The organism is Pseudenemella bisphenolivorans (assembly GCF_051133435.1).
GTDB lineage: Bacteria > Actinomycetota > Actinomycetes > Propionibacteriales > Propionibacteriaceae > JAAYAO01.
This window is the reverse complement of the sequence record NZ_JBPGNY010000002.1, coordinates 107,795-122,543: the sequence shown is the minus strand read 5'-3', so window position 1 is coordinate 122,543 and position 14,749 is coordinate 107,795. Positions and strand designations below refer to the sequence as shown.

Below are 14,749 nucleotides of genomic sequence, written 5' to 3'. Positions count from 1 at the left end.
GCTCAGCCCTCCTTCACCACGAGCGGGCAACCGGCCACCACCAGCACCACCCGGTCACAGACCGCGGCCAACCGCTGGTTCGCCGTGCCCAGCCAGTCGGCGAAGAGCCGTCCGGCCCGGTGTTCGCTGACCAGCGACAGGCCGACCTCCTCGCTGACGATCACCAGGTCGTGCTCGAAGGCGGTCACCGCGGCGACCATGTCGTCGAGCCGAGCGCCGAGAGTCCCGGCCCAGCCGGGCCGGTCGTCCCAGGCTCCGAGTTCATCCAGTTGCCGGGCCAGCCAGGTGCCGACCGAATCCAGCAGCACCGTCCGGTCGGCGCTCGCCAGGGTGGCCGGAACATCGCCCGATTCGACCGTCCGCCACGACGCCGGACGGCGGGCCCGGTGCGCGTTGACGCGGGCCTGCCAGTCGGCATCGTCGGGCCCGGGTACCGGGCCGGTGGCCAGGTAGATCGCAGGTGCCTCACCCAGCAACTGTTCGGCGTGGGCCGATTTGCCCGACCGGATGCCGCCGGTCACCAGCGTGCAAGTTGGGGTTGGTGTCATCGGGCTGCTCCGATCGCCAGAACCATCAGTACCACCGTGGTGGCGATCTCGATACCGGCACCGAACACATCACCGGTGGTGCCGCCGATTCGGCGCAACACCAGCCGGGAGAAGAGCCACAGCACCAGCAGCGTCACCAGGGCCGCGACCGGACCCCACCACCAGGCCAGCCCGGACACCAGCACCGCCCCGGTCAGGGCCACCGTGCTGCCCAGCACCACCAGCACCATCAGTGGTGCCGGCACGCTGCCGGCCATCACCGCCCCCATCCCGGCCGAGCGGGCCGCCGGCATGCCGCGCACACACAACACCGGGGCGGCGATGCGTCCGAAGGCCAGGGCCACCGCGACCAGGAGTCCGGTCCACGGCAGTACAGTCAGTGCGGCCAGCGACCCGGCCTGGACGAGCAACACCAGCACCAGGGCGGCGACCCCCATCGGGCCGACATCGCCGCGGTGCATGATTTCCAGGGCCCGTTCCCGGGTCCAGCCGCCACCGAGCCCGTCCACGGTGTCGGTCAACCCGTCCAGGTGCATCGCCCGGGTGAGTACCGCCATTGCGGCCAGGGCCAGGGCACCGGCGACCGGGCCGGACAGGCCCAGCCAGGTGGCCCCCTGGAAGATCGCCCCGGCGACCAGGGTGATCGGCAGGACGACCACGGGGGCCAGACTCATCGCCTCCCGGGCGGCACCCTTCGGCAGGGGCATCAGGTTGCCGACCGGGATGATCGTCAACGTGCCCAATGCCAGCCGGGCCCCGGTCGCCAGGCTCACAACACGTCCGCCAGCAGAGCCATTTCGCGCTGCACCAGCACCGCCGAGCGCAGCAACGGCAGCGCCGCCATCGCCCCCGAGCCCTCACCCAGGCGCATGCCGAGGTCGAGCAGCGGGGTCAGGCCGAGGGCCTTCACGGCATGATCCAGGCACGGTTCGGGGGTGCGGTGCGCGGCGATCAGCCACTCGCGCACCCCGGGGGCCAGAGCCTCGGCATAGAGCGCTTCGGTGGTGGCGATATTGCCGTCGAGCAGTACCGGAACCCCGGCCCGGGCGGCGGCGATCATCACCCCGACGCCGACGGCGATGTCGGGCGAGCCGATTCGCCGCAACCGTTCCCGGGCATCGGCCGCATCGTCGGCCCGGTCGATGATCTGCTGGACGGTGCGCTGTTTACCGGCGAAGGCCTCCTCGTCCAACCCGGCACCACGACCGGTGACCTCGGTTGCCGGCAGGCCCAGCTCGGCACCCACCAGGGCGGCGCTGGCGGTGGTGTTGCCGATGCCCAGGTCACCCAGGATCAGCACCTGGGCGCCGGCGGCGACCTCTTCGGCGCAGATGGCTTCACCGGTTTCCAGGGACGCATTCAGCCCGGCCTGGTCCATCGCATCGTCGGTGTCGATCGGCGGGCAGCCGGTGCCGAGTTTGTGGGCGTCCACCCCGTCGGCGAAGGTGCCGGCCGGTGCATCCACGCTGATGTCGAGCACCCGCAGGTGCACCCCGTGTTGGCGGGCCAACACCGACACCCCGGCCCGTCCGGCCACGATCTCGTTGACCATCGCGATGGTGACCGCCGAGGGGTAGGCCGCCACCCCCGAGGCGGTGACGCCGTGATCACCGGCGAGCACCACGGCCCGCACGTTGTCCAGGGGCTCGGGTGGGCAGAGATCCTGCATCGCCGCCAGCCGGGCGCCGAGTTCTTCGAGTCGGCCCAGCGAACCGATCGGCTTGGCCAGCCCGTCGATGCGTTCGGCCGCCTCGCGCTGGGTGTCGGGTGAGGGTGGCGTGATCGTGGTGTTCATTCCTCCAGGTCTCCTTCCACGGAGAGATAGACCTCTTGCAGGTCGGCGATCAGTTCCGGATCGGGGTTCTCCCACAGGCCACGGTCGGCGGCCTCGGAGAGGGTTTCGATGATGTCGCGCATCGCCCACGGGTTGGCCCGGCGCAGGAACTCCTGGTTCTGCTCCGACAGCACGTATTCGTTGGCGAGGGTCTCGTACATCCAGTCGGGCACCACCCCGGTGGTGGCATCGAAACCGAACAGGTAATCGACGGTCGCCGCCAGCTCGAAGGCGCCCTTGTAACCATGGGCCTGCATCGCGGCGATCCAGCGGGGGTTCACCACCCGGGCCCGGAAGATTCGGTTGGTTTCCTCCGACAGGGTGCGGGTGCGCACCGCCTCGGGGGTGGTCGAGTCACCGACATAGGCGCGCGGTTCGTTGCCCGACAGGGCTCGCACGGTGGCGATCATGCCGCCGTGGAACTGGTAGAAGTCGTCGGCATCGAGAATGTCGGATTCGCGGTTGTCGATGTTCTTGGCCGCGGCCTGGATCCGGGCGTAGTTGCGCTGCATGTCGTCGCGGGCCGGCTTGCCGTCCATTTCGCGGCCGTAGGCATACCCGCCCCACTGGGTGTACACCTCGGCCAGGTCTGTGTCGTCGCGCCAGTTGCCGGCGGTCACCGCCTGCAGGATGCCCGCCCCGTAGGTGCCCGGTTTCGACCCGAAGATGCGGGTGCGGGCGCGACGTTCGTCGCCGTGTTCGGCCAGATCGGCGCGGGCATTGGCCCGGACGTAGTTCTGCTCGTCCGGCTCGTCCAGCCCGGCGACCAGTTCGACCGCATCGTCCAGCAGTGCGATCACATGCGGGAAGGCATCGCGGAAGAAGCCCGAGATCCGCACCGTGACGTCGATCCGGGGTCGACCGAGTTCGTCCAGGGGGACGGGTTCGAGCCCGATCACCCGCCGGGACTGCTCGTCCCACACCGGGGTGACCCCGAGCAGGGCCAGGATCTGGCCGATGTCGTCGCCGGAGGTGCGCATCGCCGAGGTGCCCCAGGCCGAGATCCCGACCGAGCGCGGGTACTCACCGGTGTCTTCGCGGTAGCGCTCGAGCAGGGAGTCGGCCAGCGCGATACCGGTTTGGTGGGCGAGTTTGGACGGGATCGCCTTCGGGTCGACCGAGTAGAAGTTGCGTCCGGTGGGCAGCACGTTGACCAGCCCGCGCAGCGGAGAACCGGACGGCCCGGCCGGAATGTAGCCGCCGTCCAGGGCGTGCAGCACCATGTCGATCTCGCGGTCGGTGGCGCGCAGCCGGGGGATGATCTCGTCGCAGGCGAACCGCAGGGCGGCGGCAGCCTCGTCGTTCGGCCCGCCCAGGATGTCGGCGACCACCGCCTCGACCGCATCGGCCGACCAGTGGTGGGCGGCAACCTGTTCGACCAGGCGACGGGCGGTGTGTTCGGCCAGGTCGGTGTCGGTCTTCGAGGCGTTGTTCTCGGCCAATCCCAGCGCGGTGCGCAGACCCCGGACGAATCCGGTGCTGCCGCCGAACATCTGGTTGGCCCGCAGCATCGCCAACACCAGGTTGACCTCGCCCTCACCCTCGGGTGCCTGCCCCAGCACGTGCAGCCCGTCGCGGATCTGCACGTCCTTGATCTCACACAGCCAGCCGTCGACGTGCAGCACGAACTCGTCGAAGGCCTCGTCGTCGGGACGTTCCTCCAGGCCCAGGTCGAAGTGCAGTTTCGCGGCCTGGATCAGGGTCCAGATCTCCCCGCGCAGGGCCGGGGCCTTGGCCGGGTCCATCGCCTGGACGTTGCCGTACTCGTCCAGCAACTGCTCCAACCGGGAGATGTCACCGTAGGACTCGGCCCGGGCCATCGGCGGCACCAGGTGGTCGACGATGGTGGCGTGCGCCCGGCGTTTGGCCTGGGTGCCCTCACCGGGGTCGTTGACCAGGAACGGATAGATCAGCGGGACGCTGCCCAGCGCGGCGTCCGGGCCGCAGCCGTCGGAGAGGGCCAGGTTCTTGCCGGGCAGCCATTCCAGGTTGCCGTGTTTGCCGACGTGCACGATTGCGTGCGCCCCGAAACCGTGCTCGATCCACTGGTAGGTGGCCACGTAATGGTGGGTGGGCGGCAGGTCGGGGTCGTGGTAGATCGCGATCGGGTTGTCGCCGAAGCCGCGCGGCGGCTGCACCAACAGCACCACATTGCCCGAGCCCAATGCAGCCGAGACGATCTCCCCGTCCGGGTCGGTTTCGCGGTCGACGTACACCTCGCCGGGGGCCTCACCCCAGTGTTCGGTCATCGCCTCACGCAGATCGGCCGGTAGCCGCTCGAACCAGCCGCGGTACTGCGCGGCGCTGATCCGCACCTGCGCCTCGGACACCTGCTCCTGGGTGAGCCAATCGGGATCCTGGCCCCCGGCGGCGATCAGGGCATGCATCAGCGCGTTGCCGGCGGTGGTTTCGGGGTCCTCGTCGGCGACCGGGGGCAGCGGGTCGACCCCGGGCAGGGTGCACGGCGAACCGAGGTCGTAACCGGCCTCGCGCATCGCCCGCAGCAGCCTGATCGTGGACACCGGGGTGTCCAGGCCGACGGCATTGCCGATTCGGGAGTGCTTGGTCGGGTAGGCCGACAGCAGCACCGCGATCCGCCGTTCGGCCGGCGGGATGCGCCGCAACCGGGCGTGGTTCACCGCGATCTGCGCGACCCGGGCGCAGCGTTCGTGATCGGGCACGTAGTGCGGCAGGCCGTCCCCGTCGGTTTCGCGGAAGGAGAAAGCGACCGTGATCAACCGGCCGTCGAACTCCGGGACGGCCACCTGGGTGGCCACGTCCAGCGGCGACATGCCGTCGTCGGATTCGGTCCAGGAGGCCCGGCTCCAGGTCAGGCACAGGCCCTGCAGGATCGGGATGTCGAGTGCGGCGAGTTTCTCCACATCCCAGGATTCGTCATCCTCACCGGCCCCGGCGGTGGCCGGTTTGGTGCCCCCGGCGGCCAGCACGGTGGTGACCAGCGCGTCCAGGGTGCCCAGGTACTCGATCAGGTCGGCCGAGGCGTCGCGCAGCGAGGTGGCGTGAATCGGCACCCCGATGCCACCGGCGGCGTCGATCGCATCGGCCAGGGCGTGCACGTAGTCGGTGTTCTCCGCGGCGTACTGGGCCCGGTAGAACAACACCCCGACCCGGGGTCGGTCGGCATCGGTGGGTTCGGGACGGTCGAGCACCCCCCAGCTCGGAAGTTCGACCGGCGGCTCGAAACCGTCCCCGGTCATCAACAGGGTGTCGCTCAGGAACCGGTGCAGGTTGGCCAGGTTCGTCGCGCCACCGTAGGCCAGGTAACGATGGGCCTCGGCGACGGTGCCCTTGGGTGCGGTCGACAGTGCCATCAACTCGGCGTTCGGGGCCTGCTCGCCGCCGAGCACCACCACGGGCACCTGCAACGCACCCAGACCGGGGACGAGGGTCTGCAGATCCTGGGGGCTGCCAAGGATGCGGGCGATCACCAGATCACAGCCGCCGATGTCGGGCACCTCGGTGCGGGCGGGGTTGGCCCACAGATAGTCGGCGCCGCTGGCCCTGGCGCTGAGCAGGTCGGTATCGGATGTCGACAGCAGTGCGATACGGGGCATCGGCGACGCAACTCCTCACCGGGGTGTCCACGCCCCGGGTGGTAGGGAACCGCCGAGTACCGGCGGCAACGGTGGCTGGAGCACGTTCCTGACTCACCCCGATGGGGCTCACAGTGGCGGGACCGTCCCGGACTTTCACCGGGTTCCGTGCTGTCAACCAGGAGACACCCTAGCGCGAGGCGAACCGGAACTGTCGATGCCCGCCGCCCCGGCAGAGAGCCCGGAAAGCCCGAGTCCTACGATGACGGCGTGTTGACCTCGACCCGTCCCGCCCAAGATCGTTGCCCCGGAGTTCTGCGCCCCTACGTCAGTGGGGACGGCGCGTTGGTGCGGTTGCGATCACCCGGCGGACGCGTACCGGCCGAGACCCTGCGGGCACTGACCGGTTACGCCGCCGCCAACGGGGCGCCGGTGCTGCAGTTGACCAGCCGCGGCAACCTGCAACTGCGCGGTCTGCCCGACCCGCTGCCGGCCGACCTGGAACCGCTGGTGGTCGAGCTCGGCCTGTTGCCCACCCCCAGCCATGAGGTGATGCGCAACATCATCGCCGCGCCCTTCGATGCGGCTTCGGCCGAGATGGCGACCGCTTTCGACGCCGGGCTGCGGGCCGATGAGGAACTGGCTCGGCTGCCCGGACGGCTGCTGGTCGCCTTCGACGACGGCACCGGGGTGATGCTCGGGGAACCGTGGGATCTGGCCCATGTCGCCGAGACCCCGGACTCGGGCCTGCTGCTCGCCGCCGGTTGCCCCCGGGTGCGTCGGGTGGCCCGCGGTGAGGCCGTGGCCGCGATGTTGGAACTGGCCCGGGCCTTCGTCGCCGACCGGGAACATCCCCATCCCGATCCGGTGTGGAATGTGCGCGATCTGCCGGCCGAGGCGTCCGTGTTCGCCTTGTTGACCGACGCAGTGGACGAGCTGCCGGCCGCGACCACCCCGCCCGAACCCGGCATCCACGGCGACGACCTGTTGGTCGGGGTGCCGCTCGGCATGCTGGAGCCGGCCCAGGCCGACCTGATCGCCGAACTGTGTTCTGGGGTGGTCGTGGTCACCCCGTGGCGGTCGATCCTGCTGCCCGGACGGGGCGATGCCGAGGTCGCGGGCCGGCTGGCCGAGACCGGCCTGATCATCAACGCCGGCGATGCTTCGACCCGGGTGAGTGCCTGTGTCGGGGCGCCGCACTGTGTCCGCACGAGTTCGCCGACCCTGCAGATCGCCCGCGATCTGGCTCGCGACGGTGACCTCGGCCACGTCCATGTCTCGGGCTGCGACCGCCGCTGCGGGCACTCCGCCCGCGCGGTGGACGTGATCGCCCCGACCGATACCGAGCACGCCCGACACCTGCTCCGGGAGGCAACCCGATGACCATCCGCCGGCCGGCCCGCCGCTACGACTACATCACCGACGGTCAGGAGATCTACCGTCGCTCCTTCGGGATGATCCGCGATGAGGCCCGGGCCCGGCTCGGCGCCTTCGCGGGTGATGTGGCCGATGTCGCCGTCCGGGTCGTGCATGCCGCCGGTGATGTCGAGGTGGCCGACCGGGTCGCCGCCCACCCGGAAGTGGTGCGCGCCGCCCGGGCAGCATTGCGTGCCGGGGCACCGATCCTGACCGACTCGCAAATGCTCGCCCACGGCGTCACCCGGCGCCGGCTGCCGGTCGACAACGAGGTGGTCTGCACGCTGCGCGATGAGCGGGTGCCCGAACTGGCCGCATCCTGGGACACCACCCGGGCCGCGGCGGCGGTGTCGCTGTGGGGGGAGCGGCTGGCCGGAGCGGTGGTGGCGATCGGCAATGCCCCGACCGCGCTGTTCCATCTGCTCGAAGTGCTGCTCGACGAAGACCTGGCCGCTCCTCGTCCGGCGGCGATCATCGGCATGCCGGTCGGCTTCGTCGGATCGGCCGAGTCGAAGCAGGCACTCGCCGAGCACGAACTGCCCGAGGGTGGGCAGGTGCCCTGGATCGTGGTGCACGGCCGCCGGGGCGGGTCGGCGATGGCCGCCGCCGCGGTGAATGCGATCGCCCACGAACACGAGTTGGCATGAGCGGACGTCTGTACGGGGTCGGCCTCGGCCCGGGGGACCCCGGCCTGATCACAGTGCGCGCCGCCGGGCTGATCGGCCGCGCCGATGTGATCGCCTACCACGCCGGTGCCGGTGGACGGGCTTCGATCGCCCGCGGGATCGCCGCCGACCTGTTGCCGGACGGGGTGATCGAGGAAGAACTGCGCTACCCGGTCACCACCGGCAGCTATCAGCACCCCGGCGGCTACCACGGGCTGATGGCCGAGTTCTACGACGACTGTGCCGCCCGATTGAGGGCTCATCTGACCGCCGGACGCGAAGTGGTGGTGCTCGCCGAGGGCGACCCGCTGTTCTACGGCTCCTTCATGTACCTGCACGACCGGCTCGCGCCCGAGTTCGAGACCGTGGTGGTGCCCGGGGTGACCGCGATCAGTGGCGGCACCGCGGCGATCCCCGAGCCGCTGTGCCGGCACGAGGACGTGCTCACCGTGTTGCCGGGCACCCTGCCGGTGCCCGAACTCGCCCGCCGCCTGGCCGACACCGACGCCGCGGTGATCATGAAACTCGGCCGCACCTTCGCCGGGGTGGTCGAGGCCCTGCGTCAGGCCGGGCTGTTGGAGCGGGCGGTCTATGTCGAACGTGCCAGCCGCGAGGGTGAGCGGGTGTTGCCGGTGGCCGAGGTCGACCCGGCCTCGGTGCCCTATATGTCGCTGATCGTGGTGCCGGGTCTGGATCGGCGCGCCGACTCGGCCGGACGAGCCGAACCGGTGGCGGCCGAATCGTCCGACACCGAATCGGGTACCGGAACCGTCCATGTGGTCGGCCTCGGGCCCGGCCCCGACCGCTGGCTGACCCCCGAAGCGGCCGAGGTGTTGGCCATGGTCGACGACGTGATCGGTTATGCCCCCTATGTCGAGCGGGTGCCGCAACGCGAGGGCCTCACCCGGCATGCCAGCGGCAATACGGTCGAGGTCGACCGGGGCCGGCTGGCCTGCGAACTGGCCCTGGCCGGACGACAGATCGCGGTGGTCTCCGGCGGCGACGCCGGCATCTTCGGGATGGCCGCCGCGGTTTTCGAAGCCGCCGACTGTCCCGAGTTCGCCGACGTGCCGATCAACGTGGTGCCCGGGATGACCGCAGCGGTCGCCGCCTCGGCACTGGCCGGGGCACCGCTGGGGGCCGACCTGGTGTTGCTGTCGCTGAGCGACCGGTTGAAACCGTGGTCGGTGATCGAGAAACGGCTGCGCGCCACCGGTGAGGCCGACTTCGTCCTGGCGTTGTACAACCCGCGCTCACGGTCGCGTCCCGACCTGCTCGGCCGGGCCCGCGAGGTGCTGCTGCAGGTCAAGGCACCCGAAACCGTGGTGGTCGTCGCACGCGATGTCGGACGCGCCGAGGAGTCGCTGACCGTCACCACCCTGGCCGACCTCGACCCGGAAACCATCGACATGAAGTGCCTGGTGATCGTCGGTGCCTCCGGCACCCGGGTGAGGGCCGACGGACGGGTCTGGACGCCCCGGTTCGTCGCCGACGACCAGACCTCAGCGCAGTAGCCGGGCGATCTCGACGGCGGTGCGTGGCGGGTTGTCCGAGGGGATTTCCACGCCGGCCTGCTGCAGGATCTGCACCTGCCAGGGCACATCCAAGCGTGCGGCGGCGAGCAGATTCTGATCGGTGAGGATCTCGGCGGTGGGCCCCTGCCACACCGAGGCGTCGTGCACCACGGCCACCTGATCGGCCCACTGCCAGGCCAGGTCGACATCGTGGGTGGCCACCACCACGGTGGTTCCGGCGGCCTGCAGCCGGCCCCAGGTGTTCAACAACTGCTTCACCGCGACCGGGTCCAGACCGGCGGTGGGCTCGTCCAACAACAACACCTCGGGACGCATCGCCACCGCGCCGGCGATCGCGACCCGTTTGCGCTGGCCGTACGAGAGCTGATGGACCGGCCGGTCGGCGAGGTCGACGATCTCCAACAGAGCCAGAGCCTCGTCGACCCGGGCCAGGGCCTCGGCATCGCTCAGCCCGAGGTTCAGCGGACCGAAGGAAACATCGGCGCGCACATCGGCGGAGAAGAGCTGATCGTCCGGGTCCTGCAACACCAACTGCACCCGCTGCCGATGCGTGGTCAGCGACCCGGGCCGGTGCTTCAGCTTTTCGCCGCGGTAACTCACCCGTCCGGCTGCGGGTTCATGGGCGCCCGACAGCACCCGCAGCAAGGTGGTCTTGCCCGAACCGTTGGCACCCATCAGCGCCAGCCGGCCTCCGGAGGTGACCGTCATCGAGGCATCGACGAGCACCTTCGGCAGGCCGCGGTACCCGGCGGTCACGGCCTCGGCGGCCAACAGGGTGTGCGCGTCACTCATCGCAGTACCGCGGTGGTGATCGATATTGACATCAGCGTGACCAGCAGCAGCCCGGAGAGAACCAGGAACCGCCGCGACACCGGACGGGGTGGGGTGAGCGTGCGCAGCGAACCGGTGTAGCCGCGACCCTCCAGTCCGGCCTCCAGGCGTTGGGCACGGGTCCAGGCCTGCCGCAGCACCGCACCCCCGACGCCACCCACCGAGCGACGGGCGGACGAGGCACTCGCGTAGCCGAGCCGGGCCCGCTGGGCCTCCATGATCGCCCCGGCCGAACTCAGCAGCGAGAACAGCATCCGGTACATCAACCCGGCGATCTCGACCAGTACCTCGGGTACTCGCAGGGCCCGCAGCCCGGCGAGCAGGTCGCTCATCGGGGTGGTGGCGGCCAACAGCAACACCGCCGAGAAGGACGCGACACTGCGGGTGGTCACCTGGGCGGCCAGCGCCAGGCTGTCGTCGGTCGCCGACAGCAACCACCACGACCAGATCGCCTCGGCCGGCGGACGGCCCACAAGTACCGCGATCACCACCGCCCCGATCAGCACGAAAGTGGCCGGGCCGAGCAGGGCCAGGGCATACCCGCGGGGTGGTATCCGGGCGCCGACCAGGGCGATCAGCACCGACACCAGCAACACCAACCCCGATACCGCCGTGGTGGGGGAGGTGACCGCAACCAGGAGCAGCCCCAGGCTCAACACCGCCTTCTCCAGGGTCGAGCGGGTGCGCCAAGGGCTGTTCCAGGCTGCGTCGTCCAGCGCCGGTCGCGCCATCGGCTACGTCGTGTCGCTGCTGGTGGCCGATTCGGTCACGGCATCGGGGGTCTGTTCGGCACCCCGACTCGAACGCCGACCACGCCACAGGGCGCCGAGCACGAAGCCGAGCACCCCGCCACCGATACCCGCCTGCAGGGCGAACAGGCCCGACTCGATCTCACCGGCCGGCTCGAAGAAGGGCGTGAACCACGGTTCGTAGTGCGGGTTCGATTCCTCGATCGTCTCGGTGGCCTGGCCGTCGGTGCCGCCGAAGCCTTCCTCGTCCCCGCTGATCTGTTGGTTGCCGATCACCAGCGCGATGCCGAAGATCAGCACCACGGCCGCAACGATCAGGGCGTTGATCACTGACTTAGACATGGACGGGCTCCTTCTCCGGTGCTTCGCCGGCCGGCAGATCGACCTTGAGGTCGTGCAGTTCGGTGGGTGCCCAGGAGCGCAGCACGTTGAACAGCAGCACCCCGATCAGGCCCTCGACGATCGACAACGGAATCTGGGTGATCGCGAAGATGCCCAGGAAGGTCGCCCAGGCGCCGATGAATCCGCTGGAGGCATCGGGGAAAGCCAGTGCCAGTTGGGTGGCGGTGACGACGTAGGTGATCAGGTTCGCCGCCGCCACGGCGAAGAAGATCCGGACGGAGAAGGGTGCCGGCTTGAGCAACTTGTACAAACCGTAAGCCGCCCAGGGGCCCACGATCGCCATCGAGAAGGCGTTCGCGCCCAGGGTGGTCAAACCACCGTGGGCCAGCAGGAGGGCTTGGAAGAGCAGAACGATGGTGCCCAACACCGCCATCACGGGTGGTCGGAAGATGATCGCCCCCACCCCGGTGCCGGTCGGATGGGAGGAACTGCCGGTCACCGACGGCAGCTTGATCGCCGACATGACGAAGGTGAAAGCACCGGCCGCGCCGAGCAACAGCTTGGCGTTCGGGTGTTCCTTGACGGTCTTGGTGATGGCGATGGCACCGTGCACCACGAAGGGTGCGGCTGCGATCGTCCACGCGACGGCGTGGGCCGGCGGCAGAAAGCCTTCGGCAATATGCATGGGTCAACTGGCCTCTCTCGGAATTGCGCGTTCCGATCGTTGGGCAGATGTGGGCGAGTTCCTGACTCACAGGGCAGAGCCCTGTTCACAGTGGCGCGACCGTCCCGGGTTTGCACCGGGTTCCTCGTTGCCGCATCTGATTGTGGTGACCATAGCACCGGGTTCGGACAGTTCGACGGCTCGGCCGGCTGACCGGCTACTCGCTCCCGGCGGCCTGTCTGGTGCGGTACAGATGTGACTCGATGAAGCCTTCGGCGCGCAGCGCCCAACCGACGATGATCACCGCCGCCTGGGTGAGCCCTTGGGCCTCGACCTGGTCGGCGATATCGGCCAGGGTGCCGTGCAGGATCAACTCGTCCGGCCCACTGACCTGCGAGCCGACCACCACCGGGCAGTCGGCGCCGTAGTAGGGCGTCAATTCTTCGGCCAGCCGTCGGGTGTGTCGGATCGCCAGATGCAGCACCAGGGTGGCGCGGGTTTCGGCGAAGGCGGCCAGGGTTTCGGTGGGCGGCATCTTGGTCGAATCGCGCTGGGCGCGGGTCAACACCACCGATTGGGTGACCTCGGGGACGGTGAGTTCGCGGCCCACGATCGCGGCGGTGGCGGCATAGGCCGGCACCCCCGGGGTGATGTCCCAGGGCACCCCGGCCCGGTCGAGGCGACGGGCCTGCTCGGCGATCGCCGAGTAGATCGACGGGTCTCCCGAGCACAGCCGGGCCACATCGGTGCCCTCGGCGTGAGCGCGCACCATGTGCTCGATGATCTCGTCCAGGTTGATGCCCTGGGTGTCGATCAGTTCGGCATCGGGCGGGCAATGGGCCAACACCCGCTCGTCCAGATAGGTGCCGGCGTACAGGCACATGCCGCTGGCGCCGAGCAGGTTGACCGCCCGCAGGGTCAGCAGGTCGTGGGCGCCGGGGCCGGCACCGATGAAGTGGACGGTCATGTGGTCTCCTCGGGTGCGGGCCGGTGCGGGGCTGCCGGACGGGTGGCCGACCATTCGACCACCGGACGGGCCGGTCGCCAGGCGAGGTAGCTGCCCAGCGGGTCGGCGCGTTCGATCATGATCCGGCGCAGTTCACCACCGAACCTGCGGTGCGCCTCGACGACCACCCGTTCGGTGTCGATGGTCACGGTGTGGGCCACGATCCGGCCGCCGGGGGCCAGAGCGGCCCAGGCCCGGTCGATCACCTCGGCGGTGATGCCGCCACCGAGAAAGACCGCGTCCGGGGTGGGCAGATCGGTCAAGGCCGAAGCGACGTCCGATGCGACCACCCGCACGCCGGTGGCCCCGGCGGATCGCGCGTTGGCGGTGATCCGGGCGGCCCGTTCGGGGTGGCGTTCCACCGCGTGGGCGGTGCAGCGCGGGTCGTGCAGGGCCCATTCGATCGCGACCGATCCGGCCCCGGCACCCAGATCCCACAACACCTGCCCGGGGGCCGGACGCAGTGCGGCCAGGGCGATGGCCCGCAGTTCGCGCTTGGTGAGTTGGCCGTCGTGATCGAAGGTCTCGTCGGGGCGTCCCGGTGTCGTGCCGATCGTGGGCCCGGCGGGCAGTTCGACCGCGATCACATGCAACCGCGGGACGGGGGTGGTCGCGGCGGTGTCGACGGACAGTTCGATGCGTTCCTCGTCGGCCGCCCCCAGGTTGGCCAGCACCGTCAGCCGGGTCTCCGGCCAGTCGGCGCGCAGCATCTCGGCCACCCGCGCCGGCCCGGACTCGTCGGGGGAGAGCACCAGGATCCGGCGATGCGGGGTGAGCAGTCGGTTGATCGCCTCGGGGCCGGAGGTGAGCAGGGACACCACGTCCACGTCGCGGGTCGACCACCCCATCGCCGCCCGGGCCAGCGCCACCGAACCGGCCACCGGGTGCACCCGCACCCGATCGGCTCCGAGCCGTCGGATCAGTGTGGCGCCGATGCCGTGGTCCAGGGGGTCACCGGTGGCGAGCACCACCACCGGTTGGGGACCCTCGGACAACTCGGCCAGTAACTCGTCCAAGCCGGGCAACAGCGGACGAGGCCACTCGACCTTGTCGGCCGGGTGCTCGGCCACCGCGGCCAGTAACCGGGGAGAGCCGACCAGCACCGCGGCGCCGTCCACGATGCGGCGCAGGTCGGGCGGCAGGGCCGTCACTCCGGCCGCCGGAACCCCCACCACTTCGATCACGGCGGACAGTGTAGACCGCGACCGCGGGGTGCTCGGCGGGCCCCGGGTACGGTCCGGCGCCGCCCTCGGCTCGGCCCGGACACCGAGCCAACGAACCTGGCGATGGATGAAAACGCATCCGAATCGGCCCGATCCTGCCCGAAAATGCGAGATAGGCCGCTCAGGGGTGCGTTTTCATCCACGACCCCGGACCGTCCGGCCCCGATCCGGCGGCGCACACCGCACCCTCCCCGTCCTTCAACCGCCCCCGGCCCAGCACGCGAACCGGCCATGCATGGCATGATGGGCAACGGTTCTGATGAGGAATTGCGGTTACATCCCGCAGCGGTCCCGCCACTGTGAAGCCACCGGAAGGGTGGACGAGCCAGGACATCATCCAGAGCCCCGCCGGCCAACGGGCCGTCGGCTCACGACGGGCGAG

The 14,749-nt window shown here is 70.2% G+C and carries 13 protein-coding genes and 3 riboswitches; of the genes, 3 read left to right on the top strand and 10 right to left on the bottom strand.

All coding sequences use genetic code 11. From position 1 onward, the window contains the following. Nucleotides 1-2 precede the first annotated feature (2 nt). From ACR4XW_RS05425 to cobN, 4 genes are read right to left on the bottom strand one after another with little or no spacing between them, the layout of a single operon-like run. Nucleotides 3-548 carry a bifunctional adenosylcobinamide kinase/adenosylcobinamide-phosphate guanylyltransferase gene (locus ACR4XW_RS05425; RefSeq protein ID WP_434759516.1) on the bottom strand — a complete coding sequence of 182 codons (546 nt, stop codon included), beginning with the start codon at nt 546-548 and terminating at the stop codon, nt 3-5. Continuing rightward, complete coding sequence (locus ACR4XW_RS05420) at nt 545-1,321, bottom strand: adenosylcobinamide-GDP ribazoletransferase (protein ID WP_434759515.1); 777 nt, start codon at nt 1,319-1,321, stop codon at nt 545-547. Before ACR4XW_RS05420 ends, ACR4XW_RS05425 begins: the two co-directional genes overlap by 4 nt. Then, nucleotides 1,318-2,343, bottom strand: a complete 1,026-nt coding sequence (gene cobT, locus ACR4XW_RS05415; protein ID WP_434759514.1) for a nicotinate-nucleotide--dimethylbenzimidazole phosphoribosyltransferase — start codon at nt 2,341-2,343, stop codon at nt 1,318-1,320. Before cobT ends, ACR4XW_RS05420 begins: the two co-directional genes overlap by 4 nt. Next, entirely contained in the window at nt 2,340-5,957 is a 3,618-nt protein-coding gene (cobN, locus tag ACR4XW_RS05410) for a cobaltochelatase subunit CobN (RefSeq protein ID WP_434759513.1), read from the bottom strand. The genes cobT and cobN overlap by 4 nt, the downstream gene beginning before the upstream one ends. Nucleotides 5,958-6,019: 62 nt before the next feature. Continuing rightward, a riboswitch (cobalamin riboswitch) is annotated at nt 6,020-6,144 on the bottom strand. 62 nt (nt 6,145-6,206) lie between these two features. On the opposite strand from cobN, the gene ACR4XW_RS05405 reads away from it, so the two are divergent. Genes ACR4XW_RS05405 through ACR4XW_RS05395 form a run of 3 tightly spaced genes read left to right on the top strand, consistent with a single transcriptional unit; the run spans nt 6,207 to nt 9,531 of the window. Then, entirely contained in the window at nt 6,207-7,319 is a 1,113-nt protein-coding gene (locus ACR4XW_RS05405) for a ferredoxin-like domain-containing protein (RefSeq protein WP_434759512.1), read from the top strand. Continuing rightward, entirely contained in the window at nt 7,316-7,999 is a 684-nt protein-coding gene (locus ACR4XW_RS05400; RefSeq protein ID WP_434759511.1) for a precorrin-8X methylmutase, read from the top strand. Before ACR4XW_RS05405 ends, ACR4XW_RS05400 begins: the two co-directional genes overlap by 4 nt. Then, a complete protein-coding gene (locus ACR4XW_RS05395) occupies nt 7,996-9,531 on the top strand; it encodes a precorrin-2 C(20)-methyltransferase (protein ID WP_434759510.1) in 1,536 nt (511 codons plus the stop codon). Before ACR4XW_RS05400 ends, ACR4XW_RS05395 begins: the two co-directional genes overlap by 4 nt. On the opposite strand, the gene ACR4XW_RS05390 is transcribed toward ACR4XW_RS05395, so the two are convergent. The 6 genes from ACR4XW_RS05390 to cbiE form a co-directional block, all read right to left on the bottom strand. After that, entirely contained in the window at nt 9,520-10,344 is an 825-nt protein-coding gene (locus ACR4XW_RS05390) for an energy-coupling factor ABC transporter ATP-binding protein (protein WP_434759509.1), read from the bottom strand. The genes ACR4XW_RS05395 and ACR4XW_RS05390 overlap by 12 nt on opposite strands. After that, nucleotides 10,341-11,114, bottom strand: coding sequence for a cobalt ECF transporter T component CbiQ (gene cbiQ, locus ACR4XW_RS05385; RefSeq protein WP_434759508.1), 774 nt, complete (start codon nt 11,112-11,114; stop codon nt 10,341-10,343). Before cbiQ ends, ACR4XW_RS05390 begins: the two co-directional genes overlap by 4 nt. Before the next feature lie 3 nt (nt 11,115-11,117). After that, entirely contained in the window at nt 11,118-11,474 is a 357-nt protein-coding gene (locus ACR4XW_RS05380; RefSeq protein WP_434759507.1) for an energy-coupling factor ABC transporter substrate-binding protein, read from the bottom strand. Beyond that, entirely contained in the window at nt 11,467-12,159 is a 693-nt protein-coding gene (locus tag ACR4XW_RS05375; protein ID WP_434759506.1) for an energy-coupling factor ABC transporter permease, read from the bottom strand. Before ACR4XW_RS05375 ends, ACR4XW_RS05380 begins: the two co-directional genes overlap by 8 nt. Nucleotides 12,160-12,194: 35 nt before the next feature. Then, a riboswitch (cobalamin riboswitch) is annotated at nt 12,195-12,323 on the bottom strand. 32 nt (nt 12,324-12,355) lie between these two features. Then, nucleotides 12,356-13,105, bottom strand: coding sequence for a cobalt-precorrin-4/precorrin-4 C(11)-methyltransferase (locus tag ACR4XW_RS05370; protein ID WP_434759505.1), 750 nt, complete (start codon nt 13,103-13,105; stop codon nt 12,356-12,358). Continuing rightward, nucleotides 13,102-14,328: a precorrin-6y C5,15-methyltransferase (decarboxylating) subunit CbiE gene (gene cbiE, locus ACR4XW_RS05365; RefSeq protein ID WP_434759504.1), complete on the bottom strand. Its 1,227-nt coding sequence runs from the start codon at nt 14,326-14,328 to the stop codon at nt 13,102-13,104. Before cbiE ends, ACR4XW_RS05370 begins: the two co-directional genes overlap by 4 nt. 303 nt (nt 14,329-14,631) lie before the next feature. After that, nucleotides 14,632-14,700: riboswitch (cobalamin riboswitch) on the top strand. The last annotated feature ends 49 nt before the right edge of the window (nt 14,701-14,749 follow it).